15 protein-coding genes are annotated in these 15,209 nt (G+C 72.6%); 9 read left to right on the forward strand and 6 right to left on the reverse strand.

Annotated elements, in window-relative coordinates:
• Positions 1 to 137 precede the first annotated feature (137 nt).
• Both AB0I22_RS18755 and AB0I22_RS18760 read left to right on the forward strand, forming a co-directional pair.
• Positions 138 to 491, forward strand: a complete 354-nt coding sequence (locus tag AB0I22_RS18755) for a hypothetical protein (RefSeq protein ID WP_363131907.1) — start codon at positions 138 to 140, stop codon at positions 489 to 491.
• Positions 488 to 763, forward strand: coding sequence for a hypothetical protein (locus AB0I22_RS18760; RefSeq protein WP_363131908.1), 276 nt, complete (start codon positions 488 to 490; stop codon positions 761 to 763). The genes AB0I22_RS18755 and AB0I22_RS18760 overlap by 4 nt, the downstream gene beginning before the upstream one ends.
• 59 nt (positions 764 to 822) lie before the next feature.
• On the opposite strand, the gene AB0I22_RS18765 is transcribed toward AB0I22_RS18760, so the two are convergent.
• Positions 823 to 1,713 carry an arylamine N-acetyltransferase gene (locus AB0I22_RS18765; protein WP_363131909.1) on the reverse strand — a complete coding sequence of 297 codons (891 nt, stop codon included), beginning with the start codon at positions 1,711 to 1,713 and terminating at the stop codon, positions 823 to 825.
• Between the two features lie 193 nt (positions 1,714 to 1,906).
• Between AB0I22_RS18765 and AB0I22_RS18770 the strand changes: the two genes are divergently transcribed.
• Both AB0I22_RS18770 and AB0I22_RS18775 read left to right on the forward strand, forming a co-directional pair.
• Positions 1,907 to 3,208 (forward strand): phenylacetate--CoA ligase family protein, encoded by a 1,302-nt coding sequence (locus AB0I22_RS18770; protein ID WP_363131910.1) that lies wholly within the window; start codon positions 1,907 to 1,909, stop codon positions 3,206 to 3,208.
• Positions 3,209 to 3,571: 363 nt separating this feature from the next.
• Complete coding sequence (locus AB0I22_RS18775) at positions 3,572 to 4,510, forward strand: alpha/beta hydrolase (protein WP_363131911.1); 939 nt, start codon at positions 3,572 to 3,574, stop codon at positions 4,508 to 4,510.
• Between the two features lie 167 nt (positions 4,511 to 4,677).
• On the opposite strand, the gene AB0I22_RS18780 is transcribed toward AB0I22_RS18775, so the two are convergent.
• On the reverse strand, positions 4,678 to 5,394 hold the full coding sequence (locus AB0I22_RS18780; protein WP_363131912.1) for a helix-turn-helix domain-containing protein: 717 nt from the start codon (positions 5,392 to 5,394) through the stop codon (positions 4,678 to 4,680).
• A gap of 120 nt (positions 5,395 to 5,514) precedes the next feature.
• Here AB0I22_RS18780 and AB0I22_RS18785 point away from each other — a divergent pair, with 120 nt between their 5' ends.
• Both AB0I22_RS18785 and AB0I22_RS18790 read left to right on the forward strand, forming a co-directional pair.
• The gene (locus AB0I22_RS18785) at positions 5,515 to 7,053 is read left to right on the forward strand and encodes an MFS transporter (protein WP_363131913.1); all 1,539 of its coding nucleotides are present in this window, start codon (positions 5,515 to 5,517) and stop codon (positions 7,051 to 7,053) included.
• Between the two features lie 87 nt (positions 7,054 to 7,140).
• Positions 7,141 to 7,518, forward strand: coding sequence for a hypothetical protein (locus tag AB0I22_RS18790; protein WP_363131914.1), 378 nt, complete (start codon positions 7,141 to 7,143; stop codon positions 7,516 to 7,518).
• 87 nt (positions 7,519 to 7,605) lie between these two features.
• On the opposite strand, the gene AB0I22_RS18795 is transcribed toward AB0I22_RS18790, so the two are convergent.
• Complete coding sequence (locus tag AB0I22_RS18795; RefSeq protein ID WP_363132045.1) at positions 7,606 to 8,805, reverse strand: methyltransferase domain-containing protein; 1,200 nt, start codon at positions 8,803 to 8,805, stop codon at positions 7,606 to 7,608.
• Positions 8,806 to 9,775: 970 nt separating this feature from the next.
• Here AB0I22_RS18795 and groES point away from each other — a divergent pair.
• A complete protein-coding gene (gene groES / locus AB0I22_RS18800; protein ID WP_363131915.1) occupies positions 9,776 to 10,084 on the forward strand; it encodes a co-chaperone GroES in 309 nt (102 codons plus the stop codon).
• Positions 10,085 to 10,220: 136 nt separating this feature from the next.
• Positions 10,221 to 11,843 (forward strand): chaperonin GroEL, encoded by a 1,623-nt coding sequence (groL, locus tag AB0I22_RS18805; RefSeq protein ID WP_363132046.1) that lies wholly within the window; start codon positions 10,221 to 10,223, stop codon positions 11,841 to 11,843.
• A 209-nt stretch (positions 11,844 to 12,052) separates the two neighbouring features.
• On the opposite strand, the gene AB0I22_RS18810 is transcribed toward groL, so the two are convergent.
• Positions 12,053 to 12,826 (reverse strand): SDR family oxidoreductase, encoded by a 774-nt coding sequence (locus AB0I22_RS18810; RefSeq protein WP_363131916.1) that lies wholly within the window; start codon positions 12,824 to 12,826, stop codon positions 12,053 to 12,055.
• Positions 12,823 to 13,542, reverse strand: coding sequence for an MOSC domain-containing protein (locus AB0I22_RS18815; protein ID WP_363131917.1), 720 nt, complete (start codon positions 13,540 to 13,542; stop codon positions 12,823 to 12,825). The genes AB0I22_RS18810 and AB0I22_RS18815 overlap by 4 nt, the downstream gene beginning before the upstream one ends.
• Positions 13,543 to 13,622: 80 nt before the next feature.
• Here AB0I22_RS18815 and AB0I22_RS18820 point away from each other — a divergent pair, with 80 nt between their 5' ends.
• Entirely contained in the window at positions 13,623 to 14,534 is a 912-nt protein-coding gene (locus AB0I22_RS18820) for a LysR family transcriptional regulator (RefSeq protein ID WP_363131918.1), read from the forward strand.
• 189 nt (positions 14,535 to 14,723) lie between these two features.
• Here the strand turns inward: AB0I22_RS18820 and AB0I22_RS18825 are convergent, their stop codons facing one another.
• Positions 14,724 to 15,038 carry a WhiB family transcriptional regulator gene (locus tag AB0I22_RS18825; RefSeq protein WP_363131919.1) on the reverse strand — a complete coding sequence of 105 codons (315 nt, stop codon included), beginning with the start codon at positions 15,036 to 15,038 and terminating at the stop codon, positions 14,724 to 14,726.
• Positions 15,039 to 15,209: the final 171 nt, after the last annotated feature.

Below are 15,209 nucleotides of genomic sequence, written 5' to 3' on the forward strand. Positions count from 1 at the left end.
CCGCGACGGAGGCAGCCGGCGGGGCGGGGGACGGAGGCGGAGACGGCCCGACCATCGGCTCGTCCGGGTGAACGAGGCTCTGTTCGGGGCTGGGTACCCTGGGCTGACGGCTCAGAATCGCGCCCATGGGAGAGAAAATGACTGCCAGCGCCCCCGAGCAGCCTCTGATCCCGCAGCCGCCCGCTACCGTCACCGCGCTGCGTCAGGCCATCGCCCAGATCGCTCCGGCCGCGCTGCCCGCCTTCACCCGTGAGCTGGACCAGGCCGCGGACCAGGCGAGGCAAGGCTCCGACCTCGCCCCACTGCGACGCTTCGCCACCCAGTGGGCCGCTTACGTGCAGATTCAGCGACAGCCGCGCGTCGCCGTGCGGCTTCGCGAGCTGGAAGACCTCACCGAGTCGGACGACGCTGCCCAGGCCCGCCGGGCCGCGGTCGAGATCGGGGGCATCCTCGACGACGCCTATGCCGCTGTCGCCCGGGCGGAACGTTGAGCACCGAAGCCTGGAGCTGGGAGTACGACCCGGACCGCGAACACGTCGCGGGAGGCGTGCCGGCCGAGATCGTGACCGAGGTCGAACGTCTCGCGGGCCAGCTCGTCGAACTCGCCGCTGTCGGCGTGGACGTCACGGACATGGGCCAGGGCCCTCGGGCCGGTGGGCTGCGCCGTATGGACGCCGCCGGCGGCTGGTTCCACTTCCTGGTCGCCCCGAGGATTCAGGTGATCATCATCGTGAAGATCGTTCCGCCGTTCGGGAGCCTTTAGCCGGCCCGGCCGGCTGTGACCAAGGCCCACGGATTCCGCTGTCGCCCGGGGCGCAGGCGTCAGGAGCGGTCCTCCGCGGATGCGACGGCGGCCTGTGTCCCCTCCGGTGCGGCGATCTTGAAGTCAGCGGCCAGGACCCGCATCACCTCGTCCGCGCCGGTCAGTTCCCGTTCCTTACGGGAGCCGTCCGGGGCGGTCTTCGCGAGCGTGCGGCCGCGCAGGGCCAGGTGGCCCTCCGGGGTGATGCGAAGGGCGGTCAGGGCGCGGGAGAAGGGGGAGCGGGGGTGGGTGGCCATGTACCAGTTCATCACCTCGATGTCCGTGTGCAGGACGGGGTCGAGGGTGAAGGCGTACTGGTCGGCCCACGCCCCGGCCTCCCTGGCCTGGAGGACCCACAGGCCCAGCGGTCCGTCGTGCTCCTCCCGCACCAGGCGGTGCGACTGCTCCCCGGCCCGGAATTCGGTGTCCTCGACGAGCGGAATCGCTTCGAGCAGACTGCCGACGCCGCCGAAGCCGACGTCGGCGACGTAGCGGTGTTCCTCACCGGGGACGCGGACGAGCAGCAGCATGTGGGTGCGCGGCCGTACGGCGACGGGGTTCCCGGTCCGCACCCGCGCCGTGAGCGGCGTGACGTGGAAGCCGAAGGACCTGAGCACCGCGGCGAACAGGGTGTTCTGCTCGAAGCAGTAGCCGCCGCGCCCGCCGCGCACGAGCTTCGCCTCCAGATCGGGCAGCGCCAGCGAGGGGGCCGAGCCGAGCACGGCGGCCAGGTTCTCGAACGGGATGCTGTGCAGGTGCGCGCTGTGCAGGGAGCGCAGCACGGCCGCGGTCGCCCGCCGCTCGCCGGTCCAGCCGGTACGGGCCAGATAGGCGTCCAGGTCGGGGCCCGGGGCGTCGTCGGGCGCGGTCGCGGTGGTCGTCGTGCTCGCGGGGGCGGAAGTCGGTGGCATGCGTACGACCGTACGGAAATGAGCGGCGGGGTGCGTCGGGCCGGGGTGGCGGCCGAGCGGTCCTGCGGGCCCAGGACCCCGGGTGAGCTGCCGGGTTGCGAGATGGCGAACGCGGTGGGTTAGCCTGCGATCACAGTTGGTGACGGCGGCTTCCCGGTCGCCTTCGCCGTGCGGCGCCAGGGAGTTGAAGCACGTGAAGGACCCGCAGATCGCAGAGCTCATCCGGTTCGTCCGCGAACACTCGCCGTTCTACCGCGAGTTGTACGCCGGGCTGGCCGACGACACGGCGGAGCTGACCGCGCTCCCGCTCATCCCCATGCGCGACTACTGGGCGGCGCACGGCCTGCGCGACAGCCGGGTGATGACCGGGCCGCACACGGACGGCGTCGTCTTCAACACCGGAGGCACCACGTCCGCGCCCCGGATCTCCGTCTACACCTGGGACGAATGGCGGTCGGCGGGCCGCCTGTTCGGCGAGGCACTGGTCGCCGCGGGGCTGCGCGAGGGCGACCGGGTGGCCAACCTCTTCTACGCCGGGCGGCTCTACCCGAGCTTCGTCTTCCTCTACGACTGTGTGCAGGACCTGCCGGTGCGCACCGTGCAGCTGCCGATCAGCGGCAACGCGCCGCTCGACTTCACGGTCGGCGTCATGCGCGACTTCGCCGCCACCGTCGTGGCCGCGCCGCCCACCTCGCTGTGCCGGCTGGCGACGGAGGTCGTCGGGTCCGTGGGCTCGCTGCCGGACGTGCGGCTGGTGCTGTTCGGCGGGGAGGCGTTCTACGACGATCAGCTCGCCCTCATCGCCCGCGCGTTCCCGGCCGCCGAGGTCCGCTCCGGCGGCTACGGCAGTGTGGACGCGGGCGGCCTGGGCGGCCCGGTCCCGGACGAGCCCGACACGCGGGTGCACGAGACCTTCCCGGACAAGGTGCTGGAGCTGCTGGACCCCGACACCGGCGAGGTCGTCGAGGAGCCGGGGCGGCCGGGCCGGGTGGTCGTCACCGACCTCACGCGGCGGCTGATGCCGCTGCTGCGCTACCCCGTCGGCGACCTCGCCGAGTGGGTCGACTTCCCCCGCCGCCGCTTCCGGCTGCTCGGCCGCTCCGGCGAGGAGGCCAAGGTCGGTACGGTCAACGTGGACCTGGAGGGCCTGCACCGGCTGGTGGCGGGCGCGGACGAGGCGGGCCGGGCCGTCGGCATGCAGGCCGTGGTGCGGCACCGGGAGGGGCTGGACGAACTCGTCCTGCGGCTCGCGGGGGCGAGCGGGTCCGGGGTGGACGGTGCGGACGGGGCCGAGGGGGCTGACGGGGCCGATGCGGCGGGCCGCGCCGACCTGGAGCGGGCCCTCACGGCGCGCGTGCACGTAGAGGACTTCGCCGAGACGCTGGAACTCGGCCTGATCCACCCGCTCGCCATCGAATGGGTCGCGCCGGACGGCCTCGCCAGCAACCCCCGCACCGGGAAGCGGCTCCGGCTGATCGACGAGCGCGTCGGCTGATACGGGGGCGTCGGTGGGTGCGGGGGCGTCGGCGGGCCCGGGTGTCGGCGGGCCCAGGCGTCGATGGGTGCGGGCGTCGGCGGGCCCGCGGAGGCTCGCGCGCTCGCGCCCGTACTCATGTTCGCGCCCATGTCCGTACTAGCGCCCGTATCCGTACATGTCAGTCAGCCCCCGCCGTCCGGCCGCCGCGGGTGACTGTTCGAACGCGAACTCCCCCTCCGCACAAAGCCGTTGGTCGAAGCCTTGGCGGCCCTGTCGCGCGGCCCGTCCGCGCCCGGCGGCTGTGACCTCACCCCCGCAGTGCTCGTTGCTCTCGTGAACACCGCAAGCGACGCCGCTTGCCCAGCGAACGGAGACGCACTCGTGACGACGCTCACCGCTGCCGGGGAGGAGATCATTCCGCTCACCTTCGGCGGCCTCGCGTACGAGGGGCGGATCGTGCACCGGCCGGGCGCCCGCCTGGCACCCGTGGTCCTGGTCGGCGGCGCCTTCCAGACCAAGGCGGGCTGGGGGCGGTTGGAGCAGGGGTTCCTGGCCGACGCGACCGTGATCACCATGGACCTGCCCGGCGGCGGCGACGCCGACCGGCTGCCGCCGGAGTGCGGCTTCGACTTCCTCACCGGCGCGCTCGACCACCTGCTGAGGTCGGTCGCCCCGGGCCCGGTCAACGTCTTCGGCGCCTCCTACGGCAGCGCCGTGGCCTACCGCTGGGCCCGGCTCCACCCCGAACGCTGCGCGCGGCTCGTGCTGTTCGGCACCATGGCGCAGATGACGGAGCACGTCCGCGCGGTGCTCCAGCGCACCCTCGACCTCGCGGAGCAGGGGCGCCACGAGGAGTTCGTCGAGCAGGTGCTGGACGGCCTGGTGTGCTTCGAGCCGGACGCCGCCATCACCCGCCGCAACGTCGTCATCCGCTGCCTGACCAGCATGCTCAACAACATGACGGCGGACGAACTCGACAAGTACCGCGACAACACGACCCGGCTGCTGGACTACACCGCCGACCCCGGGGGCGAGCCCGCCGCCGTCCCCACCCTGGTCGCGACCGGCGAGTACGACCCGCTGACGACGCCGCTGCTGAGCCGGGCGGCGGCGGCCCGCTGCGGCGACGCGCACTTCACCACCATCAAGGGCGCCGACCACATGGCCCACCTGGAGCGGCCCGCCGAGGTCGTCGACCTGGCCGTGCGCTTCTTCGACGGCCGGCCGCTGAGCGGCCTGGAGTACTGCGGCCCGGTCGAGTACTTCGGGCGTACGGGCCGCCTCGCCACGGTGCCGCCGGGGCGGGTCGCCGGGCGGTAGGGCGGGTCACCGGACGGTACGAGCGGTACGAGGGGTACGAGCGGTAGCGGTCGGCGCGGGCGCGCACGGCCCGTACGCGCCCCCCGGCCCCGCGCCCGTAGGCCCGTACGCGCCCGGCCCCCGCGCCCGTACGCGCCCGCGTCCGTACAACCCGTACGCGCCCCCCGCTACTTCTCGCCCTCGCCGCCGCCCCCGCGGGCGAGCAGCCCGTCGGTGATCGCGGTGATCTGGTCGGCGACGTCGTAGTCCTCCGTCAGCTCCTGCCAGCGGTCGGCGAGCGCGGTCAGCCGCGGCAGTCCGTCCGGGTCCGCCGACGCGGGGGCGGAGAGCATCTCGGGGAAGTACCGCCGGCGGCCGGGCTGTCCGGCGCGGCGGGCCATGGCCGCCTGGAAGACGAGTTCGCCGTAGACGTAGTGCCACAGCGTCCGGTACGCCCGTACGGCCTGGCGCTCGTCGAGTCCGCAGCGCATCGCCGAGTCGATGATCTCCTCGACCATCCACAGCGCGTGCCGGTCGGTGACGTCGCCGAGGCCGAGGATCTCCACGACCCACGGCATCCGCCGCAGCACGTCGTGCATGTGGACGGTGACGGCGATGAGCCGTTCGCGCGGGTCCGCCGGCAGTTCGGGGCGGGGCAGGGTGCGTGCGGTGCCGACGAGCACGTGCATCAGCAGCTCGTCCTTGTCCTGGACGTGGTGGTAGAGGGCCATCGGCGTGCTGCCGACCTCCTTGGCCAGCCGCCGCATGCTCAGGGCCGCGACGCCTTCCTCCTCCAGGACGCGGCGCGCGGTGGCGACGATCGTCTCCAGTTCGAGTCGGCGGGGCCGCCCCACGGCCCGTTTGCCCTGTTCCTTCGCCACGTCCGTCGCCACTTCCTTCGTCACGGGCCCATTCTCTCAGCGGCTATTTTTATACGCGTATAGTAATGTCGATGGCAGAGAGATCCGCGGACAGACGCGCGGACCTGCGGAGTGGTTCCACGAGGTGGGACGGAAGGGGACGGCGTGAGCGACGAGGCCCGGCAGACGCGCTGGCTACTGGTGGTGGCGCTCACCGTGCAGTTCACGGTGGCGCTCGACATGGCGGTGGTGAACGTCGCGCTGCCCGACATGAAAGCGGACCTCGGCTTCACCGCCGAGGGCCTCCAATGGGCCGTGAACGCCTACGCGCTCGCCTTCGGCGGCCTGCTGATGCTCGGCGGCCGGCTCACCGACATAGCCGGGCGCCGGCGCACCCTGATGGCCGCGCTCACCCTCTTCGGCGTCGCCAGCCTCGGCGGCGGCCTGGTGTGGTCGCCCGGCGGGCTGATCGCCGCCCGCGCGGCCCAGGGCGTCGCGGCGGCGGCCCTCGCGCCCGTCGCCCTCGCCCTGATCACCGTCACCTTCCCGGCCGGGCCGGCGCGGTCGCGCTCGCTCGGGCTGTGGGGGATGGCCGGGGCCGCGGGCGGCGCCATCGGGGTGCTGGCGGGAGGGGTGCTGACCGAGGCCGCGGGCTGGCGGACCGTACTCCTGGTCAACGTGCCGATCGTGGTGTTCGCCTACGCGGCGGCCCGCCGTTCGGTCCCGGCCGACCGGCGCACCGGCCCGCCGCCGCGGCTCGACGCGGGCGGCGCCCTGCTGATCACGGTCGGCATGACGCTGCTGGTCCTGGGGGTCGTACGGACCGAGACGTACGGCTGGGGCTCCGCGATGACGATCGGCACGCTCGCGGTCGCGGCGGTGCTGCTGGCCGCGTTCGCCGCCGTCGAACTGCGGGTGGGCCAGCCGCTGCTGCGGATGGGGCTGCTGACCCACCGGCCGGTGCTGGCGGCCAACCTGTTCATGCTGCTGCTCGCGTCCGGGCAGTTCGCCGCCTTCTACTTCTCCTCGCTCTACATGCAGCAGGTGCTCGGCTACGGAGCGACCGCCACCGGCGTCGCGTTCCTGCCCTTCTGTGTCGGCCTGGTGGCCGGATCGATCCTCGCGCCGCGCCTCATCGCCCGGCTCTCGATGCGCTGGACGCTGGTCGTCGGCGGGGCGCTGGGCGCGGCCGGGTTCGCCTGGCTGGCCGGCGCGGTCGGCGTCGACGGCGGCTTCGCCGACTCGATCCTCGGCCCGTTCCTGCTCGCCAGCTTCGGCATCGGAATGTGCTTCGTGCCGCTGGGCACGGCCGGGACCGAGGGGGTCGCGGCCGCGGAGGCGGGCATGGCCTCGGGGCTGCTCAACAGCTCCCGGCAGATCGGCGGTTCGGTGGGGCTGGCCGCGCTCGTCACCGTCGCCGCGGGCGCGACGGGCGGCAGCCGCGCCGAGGCGCAGGCCAACGGGTACGCGACGGCCTTCGGGGTGGGCGCCGCGCTGCTGGCGGCGGCCGCGCTGACGGCGCTGCTGCTCCCGGCGCGTACGGGCGCGGAGAGTACTCGTGCGGCTGAACCGGCGTCGGGGGCGGGGCCCGGGGGCAGGGGCGAGGCCGGTGGCGGCGGCGGATCGCCGGTGACCGAGTCCGGTTCGACCGTGACCGAGTCCGGTCCTGGTCGCGACGGAGCACAGGAGGGCGCGCCGCGCTGAGCGTATTCTTGACTTCGGACGAAGCGAAGTCAGGGCTCACGCGGAGTTCCGTGGTGGGCCGCGCGTACGGGGAGGGCGGTCTCGCAGATGCACTGGTTCTGGTGGGTGTTCATCTTCTTCGCCCTGGGCGGTTTCACCAAGCTCGCGGACACCGCCCGTACCGCCTTCCGCACCCGCCACGAACGGAAGCTGGAGCTGCTGGAGTCCGGGCGGCGCGAGCGCCAGGCGGAGCGGCAGGCCGTCGAGGCGGCGAACAAGCAGCCGGAGCCGGTCTGCGGCTGCGGGCACCACCTCGCGAAACACGACAAGCAGGGCAAGTGCCATGAGACGGTCGAGGTTCCCGTCGCCTGGGACGCGGAGAAGAAACCCGTGCAGTACGAGCCGGGCGTGTGCAACTGCCAGCAGTACGTGGGCCCGCAGCCGCTGACGACGCTCTACGCGCAGGACCTGACGGACCTGGCGTAGCTGGCGGCCGGTGCGCTACGCGCAGGACCTGGCGGACCTGACACGGACCTGGCGGACCTGACGTAGCGGGCGGCCGGCGCGTCGGGCCTACTCGCCGGCGGGCCGGCCCAGCAGCATGGCGGGCGCTCCGGCCACCCGGGTCAGGAAGATCACGCAGGAGTTCGGCCCGGAGGGCTTGAGCTTCTTACGCAGTTCCTCGGGCTCGATCGCGGAGCCGCGCTTCTTGACGACCACGACCCCGATGCCGCGCTCGCGGACGATCGCCTTCAGCTTCTTGAGGTTGAAGGGCAGCGCGTCCGTGATCGCGTACGCGGTGGCGAACGGCGTCGGCCGCAGCTCGTCCGCCGTCACATAGGCGATGGTCGGATCGATCAGCCGGCCGCCCACCTGCCGCGCGACGTCCGCGACGAGATGGGCGCGGATGACCGCGCCGTCCGGCTCGTAGAGGTACGGGCCCACCGGGCCCGGCTCGGGATCGGGCAGCCCCGCGCCGCGCAGGGCGTACGGGCCGGGGAGCAGCGTCGCCGTGCGCGCGCCCGGCGCCTCGGCGCCGAACCAGAGCACGGCCTCCTTCACATCGCCGCCGTCCGAGATCCACTCCGCCTCCGCCTCGGCGGGGATGATCTCGTGCGGAATGCCCGGCGCGATCTTGAGCGCGGCGTACCGGGCGTTGCGCGCCGCCCCGACGGCCCAGGACAGGGGCGGCGAGTACGCCTCCGGGTCGAAGATGCGGCCGCGGCCGCCGCGTCGGGCCGGGTCCACGAACACGGCGTCGTACCCGGACGTGTCGACGTCGGCGACGTCCGCGCGGCGCACCTCGATGAGGTGGCCGAGGCCCAGGGCGGCGGCGTTGGCCCGTACGGCCTCGCAGGTCGCCTCGGACTGGTCGACGGCGAGCACCGAGATGCCGGCCCGCGCGAGCGCGATGGCATCCCCGCCGATGCCGCAGCACAGATCGGCGACGCTCCGCACCCCCAGCTCCGCGAAGCGCCGCGCACGGTGCGCGGCCACGGAGGCACGGGTGGCCTGCTCGACGCCGCCCGGCGTGAAATACATCCGGTACGCGTCCTCCGCCCCGAACTTCGCCACCGCCCGCTGCCGCAGCCGCGCCATCCCGAGCGCCGCCGAGACCAGTTCGGCGGGGTGATCGCGCCGCAGCCGCGTCGCTGTCGCCAGCTCCTGAGCCGGGTCATGATCACGCAACGCGTCGAGCAGCCCCTGCCCCTCATCAGTGAGCAGCGAGCCCAAGGCGGCACCACCGCCGGACGGATCAGAAGCGGAATTCAGTACAGACACCCGCCCATTCTCCCCACCCCACCCGCCAACCGCACGAGCCCCCGCACTGCGGCCTGCCGCTTGCGGCTTGTGCGGCGGGTGAGGGCAAGTGCGCCAGCCCGTCCGATGCGCGGGGGCGGGCGCCCGTCTGTCTCAGCCCGCCCGACGCGCGCGGCGTGCGCCCCGGCCTGTCCGGCGCGTGAGCGCCCGTCTTTCAGCCTGCCGGTGCGCGGGGCTGGCCTCCCGGGCTGTCCGGTGTGCGAGCGCCCGTCTTTCAGCCTGCCGGTGCGTGAGCGCCCGCCTTCGGCCCGCCCGGCGTTTGAGGGCAAGAAGCCCTGGTCGGTCCGGCGCGTGAGGAAGGCACCCCGGCCTCTTCGGCGCGCAAGCCCCCGTCTTCAGCTTGCCCGGCGCGCGGGGCAGGCGCCCCGGCCCGCTCGCTGCGCAAGCGCGCGTCTTTCAGCCGCCCGGCGTTTGAGGGCAGACAATCCCGGCCTGCCCGGTGCGCGGGGTCGGCCTCCCGGTCTGTCCGGTGCGCGAGCGCCCGCCTTCAGCCCGCCCGGCGTGCGCGGTGGGCGCCCCGGCCTGTCCGGCGCGCAGATGCCCGTTTTCCAGCCTGCCCGGCGTTTGAGGGCAGACAATCCCGGCCTGTCCGGAGCGCAGGGCTTGGCCTCCCGGCCTGTCCGGCGCGGAAGCCCGCGTCTTTCAGCCTGCCCGGCGTTTGAGGGCCGGGGCCCGGGGCAGAGCCCCGGAAGCCGGGCCGGCGTGCCCCGGCGGCACCCCCCGTTGCGTTGCGCAGAATTGCGCCGCATTGGCACTCCGCTTGACCGAGTGCTAACCGCGTCATAGTCTCGCATCTGGCACTCTCCACCGGGGAGTGCCAAACACAGCGACGGGCAGATCCGGCACCCGCGACGACGGATCACACCTGGTCGCCACCTCAGACAGTTAACCCCGTGAGATCTCCGAAGGGGGAGGTCGGATCGTGACGACCGCCAGCTCCAAGGTTGCCATCAAGCCGCTTGAGGACCGCATTGTGGTCCAGCCGCTCGACGCCGAACAGACCACGGCCTCTGGCCTGGTCATTCCGGACACTGCTAAGGAGAAGCCCCAGGAGGGCGCTGTCCTGGCCGTGGGCCCGGGCCGCTTCGAAGACGGCAACCGTCTTCCGCTCGACGTCGCCGTCGGCGATGTCGTGCTCTACAGCAAGTACGGCGGCACCGAAGTGAAGTACAACGGCGAGGAGTACCTCGTTCTCTCGGCCCGCGACGTGCTCGCGATCATCGAGAAGTAATTCACCGAAGTTTGCCTGATCTGCGCCCCTGGCTCCCCGCGTCTGAAAAGCCGGGCGCCCGGGGCGCAGTTCGTTTGAGCGATAGCGGTCACCGCCGCGTGGCCGGGGATCGCAACGAGAGGACTTGAAGCAACTCATGGCGAAGATCCTGAAGTTCGACGAGGACGCCCGTCGCGCCCTTGAGCGCGGCGTGAACAAGCTTGCCGACACCGTCAAGGTGACGATCGGCCCCAAGGGTCGCAACGTCGTCATCGACAAGAAGTTCGGCGCCCCGACCATCACCAACGACGGCGTCACCATCGCGCGCGAGGTCGAGATCGACGACCCGTACGAGAACCTGGGCGCCCAGCTGGTGAAGGAGGTGGCGACCAAGACCAACGACATCGCGGGCGACGGCACCACCACCGCCACCGTGCTGGCCCAGGCGCTGGTCCGCGAGGGCCTGCGCAACGTCGCCGCCGGCGCCTCCCCGGCCGCCCTGAAGAAGGGCATCGACGCCGCGGTCAAGGCCGTGTCCGAGGAGCTCCTCGCGACGGCCCGCCCGATCGACGACAAGGCCGACATCGCGGCCGTCGCCGGCCTGTCCGCCCAGGACAAGCAGGTCGGCGAGCTCATCGCCGAGGCGATGGACAAGGTCGGCAAGGACGGTGTCATCACCGTCGAGGAGTCCAACACCTTCGGCCTGGAGCTCGACTTCACCGAGGGCATGGCCTTCGACAAGGGCTACCTGTCCCCGTACATGGTCTCCGACCAGGAGCGTATGGAGGCCGTGCTCGACGACCCGTACATCCTGGTCCACCAGGGCAAGATCGGCTCGATCCAGGACATGCTGCCGCTGCTGGAGAAGGTCATCCAGGCCGGCGCCTCCAAGCCGCTGCTGATCATCGCCGAGGACGTCGAGGGCGAGGCGCTCTCCACCCTGGTGGTCAACAAGATCCGCGGCACGTTCAACGCCGTGGCCGTCAAGGCCCCCGGCTTCGGCGACCGCCGCAAGGCCATGCTCGGCGACATCGCCACCCTCACCGGTGCGACCGTCATCGCCGAGGAGGTCGGCCTCAAGCTCGACCAGGCCGGTCTGGACGTGCTGGGCACCGCCCGCCGCGTGACCGTCACCAAGGACGACACGACCATCGTCGACGGCGGCGGCGACTCCGCCGACGTCGCGGGCCGCGTCAACCAGATCAAGGCCGAGATCGAGTCCACGGACTCGGACTGGGACCGCGAGAAGCTCCAGGAGCGCCTCGCCAAGCTCGCCGGCGGCGTCTGCGTCATCCGCGTGGGTGCGGCCACCGAGGTCGAGCTCAAGGAGAAGAAGCACCGTCTGGAGGACGCCATCTCCGCGACCCGCGCCGCGGTCGAGGAGGGCATCGTCTCCGGTGGCGGTTCCTCGCTCGTGCACGCCGCGAAGGTCCTGGCGGACTCGCTCGGCAAGGAGGGCGACGAGGCCACCGGTGTCGCCGTCGTCCGCCGCGCCGTCGTCGAGCCGCTGCGCTGGATCGCCGAGAACGCCGGCCTGGAGGGCTACGTCATCACCTCCAAGGTCGCCGAGCTCGACAAGGGCCAGGGCTTCAACGCCGCGACCGGCGAGTACGGCGACCTGGTGAAGGCCGGCGTCATCGACCCGGTCAAGGTCACCCGCTCCGCGCTGGAGAACGCCGCGTCCATCGCGTCGCTGCTGCTCACGACCGAGACCCTGGTCGTCGAGAAGCCCGCCGAGGAGGAGTCCGAGGCCGGTCAGGGCCACGGCCACGCTCACTAGTCACCCCTGGTGACACGCGGTCGCCGAGGCGGCCGTAGCGCGCGGAGACCCGGCGCCCCTTCGGGGGAGCCGGGTCTCCGCGCTTCGGTCACGCCGACGGCTGCCGGGGCGGGGCTGCTCCGGCCCGTACGTCCGTACCGGTATGTGTGTACCGGTATGTGTGTCCGTACCAGTCCGTCCGTACAGTCCGTCCGTTCGTACCGCCCGGACTACTGCGGCCCGTATTTGCGGCCCGTGCTCGACGACACCCGAGAGAGCGCGCCGCGCGGCGCGATCTTCGCCAGGCTCGTCAGCGCCTTGTACCGCGGGTCCGGTACGGACAGCGATTTGCCGCGCGCCAGATCCCGCAGGGCCGCGTCGACCAGCTTGTCGGCGTCCAGCCACATCCACGCCGGGATGTTGCCGGTGCCCATGCCCGCCCGCTGGTGGAACTCGGTCCGTACGAAACCGGGGCAGAGCGCCATCAGCCGCACCCCGCTCCCGGCCAGGTCCCGCGCGGCGCCCTGGGTGAACTGGACGACCCACGCCTTGCTCGCCCCGTACGTGCCGCGCGGCACGAACGCCGCCACCGACGCGACGTTCACCACCCCGCCGCGCCCCCGCCCGCGCATCGAGGCCGCCGCCGCGCTCGTCAGCCGCAGCACCGCCTCGCAGTGCACCTTGAGCATCGTCAGCTCGTCGGCCATCGGCACGTCGAGGTAGTTGCCCTTGTTGCCGAACCCGGCGTTGTTCACCAGCAGGTCCACCGGGTGCGTACGGTCCGCGACGCGCTCCTCGACCGCGGCGATCCCCTCGTCCTGCGAGAGGTCGGCGCGGAGCACCTCCGCCTCCACGCCGTGCCGGTCGTGTAGCTCGGCCGCCTGGTCGCGCAGGCGCTCGGGGTCGCGCGCCACCAGCACCACGTTGTGCCCGTCGGAGGCCAGCCGCCGGGCGAAGGCGGCACCGATGCCGGCCGTCGCTCCCGTGATCAGTGCAGTCGTCATACGCGAACGTTAGTGCCCGGCGAGCCCTCGCCGCTCGCCGCCTGTCCGCCTTCTTCGGCCTTGCGGGCGACGTAGTTGACGGCCTGTCGCCTGGTCACCTCGGGCAGCGGGTCGCCCGCAGCCAGGAGGCGCGGCAGAAGTTCGCGTTCCGTGGTCACCGCGCGGAAGAAGAACGAGACCGTCACCTCGTGGTCCGGCCGGTGCACGATCTCGACGGGGTCGCCGGCGCGGATCTCGCCGGGTTCGAGCACCCGCAGATACGCGCCGGGCAGCGCGGCCCGGGTGAACCGGCGCACCCAGCCCTTCTCCTGGAGCCAGCCCGCGAACGTACGGCACGGGATGCGCGGCGAGGTCACCTCCAGCAGCAGGTCCGGGCCGACGCGCCAACGCTCCCCGACGAGCGCGCCGCTGACGTCGATCCCGGCGGTGGTGAGGTTCTCGCCGAACACGCCGGGCGCGAGCTCGCGCCCCAACTCCCGCTCCCAGAAGTCGAGTTCCTCGCGCGCGTAGGCGTACACGGCCTGGTCGTCGCCGCCGTGGTGGCGCAGATCGCAGACGGCGTCCCCCGCGACGCCGCTGCCTCCGGTGCCCTTGGGGCCCGGCGCGGCCACCGCCACCGGGCCGTCGGCGGGGCGCTTGTCGATGCCCGTACCGGCATCCCAGTCGGTGTAGTCAGCGGTCTTGGGTCGGCCGAGATTCACGGTGAGCAGACGCATGGGCAGCAGGGTAGACGAAGTGCCCCAAAGTGGTGTGCGAATATTTTCAGCCACCTCCAAGCTGCCCTTATGCTCAAAGCATGATCGAGGCTCGTCATCTCAGGGTGCTGCGTGCTGTCGCCGCCACCGGCTCGCTCTCCGCGGCCGCCCGCGAACTGGGCTGCACCCAGCCCGCCGTCAGCCAGCAGATGAAGGCCCTGGAGCAGTCGGCCGGCACCCCCCTGCTGATCCGTACGGGCCGCGAGACGCGCGTGACCGAGGCCGGAGCGGCGCTGGTGCGGCACGCGTCCGGCATCCTCTCCGGGCTGGCGGCGGCGGAAGAGGAGGTCGCGGCCATCGCCGGGCTGCGGGCCGGGCGGGTGCGGCTGGTCTCCTTCCCCAGCGGCAGCTCCACGCTGGTGCCCACCGCCCTGGCCGACCTGCGCGCGGCGCACCCCGGCACCCGCATCTCACTGGTCGAGGCCGAACCGCCGCGCTCGGTGGAGATGCTCCGCGCGGGCGACTGCGAGATCGCGCTGGCCTTCCGCTACCCGGACGTCCGCGGCGCGGACCCGGCGGCCGACGCGGAGTGGGACGACCTGGTCGTACGCCACCTGCTGACGGACCGGCTCGTCGGCGTCGTCCCCGAAGGCCACCGGCTCGCGGACGCGGATCAGCTCGCCGTGGGCGACCTGGCCGAGGAGTCCTGGATCGCGGGCTGTCCACGCTGCCGCAGCCATCTGGAGCGGGTCTGCGAGAGCGCGGGCTTCACCCCGCGGATCGACTTCGCCACGGACGACTATCCGGCGGTGTTCGGCCTGGTCGGAGCCGGTATGGGGGTGGCGGTGATGCCCGAACTGGCCCTGGAGACGCTGCGCCCCAAGGGCACCCGCACGGTGCGGGTGGAGCCCGCCGTGGAACGGGAGATCGTGGCGCTCACCCTGCCCGACCTTGACCGCGTGCCCGCGGTCGCGGCCATGCTGGACCGCTTGGCGACGGCCGCGGCGCGCTGAGGCCGCGGGGTCTGCTGGGGGCTGTCCCTGCGCGGGGCTGCGGCTCCGTCCGTGCTGAGGCACGGCCCTCCGCGTAACGGTCGGCCTTCCGCGCCGACGGGCGGTTCTCGGCGCGTACCGGCGGGCGGCCCTCGCGGGCCGGTTCGTCCGGATGGCGGATGAACGTTTCTTCAGAGGCTGGGCGCGTCTTCAGAGAGGCGTCGCGCCGGAGGCCGCGATCACCCGGTGCCGCGCCCGGCCCATGAGTTCCTCGCGCTCGTCCTCGGTGAGGCCGCCCCAGACGCCGTACGGCTCCCGTACGGCGAGCGCGTGGGCCGCGCACTCCGAGCGCACCGGGCAGCGCATGCACACCTCTTTCGCCGAGGTCTCTCGCGCGCTGCGGGCGGCGCCCCGTTCACCCTCCGGGTGAAAGAAGAGGGAGCTGTCGACGCCCCGGCACGCGGCCAGGAGCTGCCAGTCCCACAGGTCGGCGTTGGGACCGGGAAGGCGGGAGAAATCTGCCATTGCTTATCCCCTCGGAAGCGTTCTGATCCGGACGCACTGCCCATGACCGTACATCCACTGTGTAAGCAGATGTAAATATGACTCATCGCGAATCTAGTCATAGACACCTCCAAAATGGAAGAAAAATCCCAGAAGATAGGCAAATGGGGCATAGGGTGGTGTCGAGGTGGT

It is taken from the genome of Streptomyces sp. NPDC050610 (assembly GCF_040654875.1).
Classification (GTDB): domain Bacteria; phylum Actinomycetota; class Actinomycetes; order Streptomycetales; family Streptomycetaceae; genus Streptomyces.

Excerpts from the sequence above, each read along its gene's own strand:
- AB0I22_RS18755 (WP_363131907.1), top strand. The coding sequence starts at position 138 with ATGACTGCCAGCGCCCCCGAGCAGCCTCTGATCCCGCAGCCGCCCGCT.
- AB0I22_RS18765 (WP_363131909.1), bottom strand. The coding sequence starts at position 1,713 with ATGCCACCGACTTCCGCCCCCGCGAGCACGACGACCACCGCGACCGCG.
- AB0I22_RS18790 (WP_363131914.1), top strand. The coding sequence starts at position 7,141 with ATGCACTGGTTCTGGTGGGTGTTCATCTTCTTCGCCCTGGGCGGTTTC.
- groL (WP_363132046.1), top strand. The coding sequence starts at position 10,221 with ATGGCGAAGATCCTGAAGTTCGACGAGGACGCCCGTCGCGCCCTTGAG.
- AB0I22_RS18810 (WP_363131916.1), bottom strand. The coding sequence starts at position 12,826 with ATGACGACTGCACTGATCACGGGAGCGACGGCCGGCATCGGTGCCGCC.
- AB0I22_RS18815 (WP_363131917.1), bottom strand. The coding sequence starts at position 13,542 with ATGCGTCTGCTCACCGTGAATCTCGGCCGACCCAAGACCGCTGACTAC.
- AB0I22_RS18820 (WP_363131918.1), top strand. The coding sequence starts at position 13,623 with ATGATCGAGGCTCGTCATCTCAGGGTGCTGCGTGCTGTCGCCGCCACC.
- AB0I22_RS18825 (WP_363131919.1), bottom strand. The coding sequence starts at position 15,038 with ATGGCAGATTTCTCCCGCCTTCCCGGTCCCAACGCCGACCTGTGGGAC.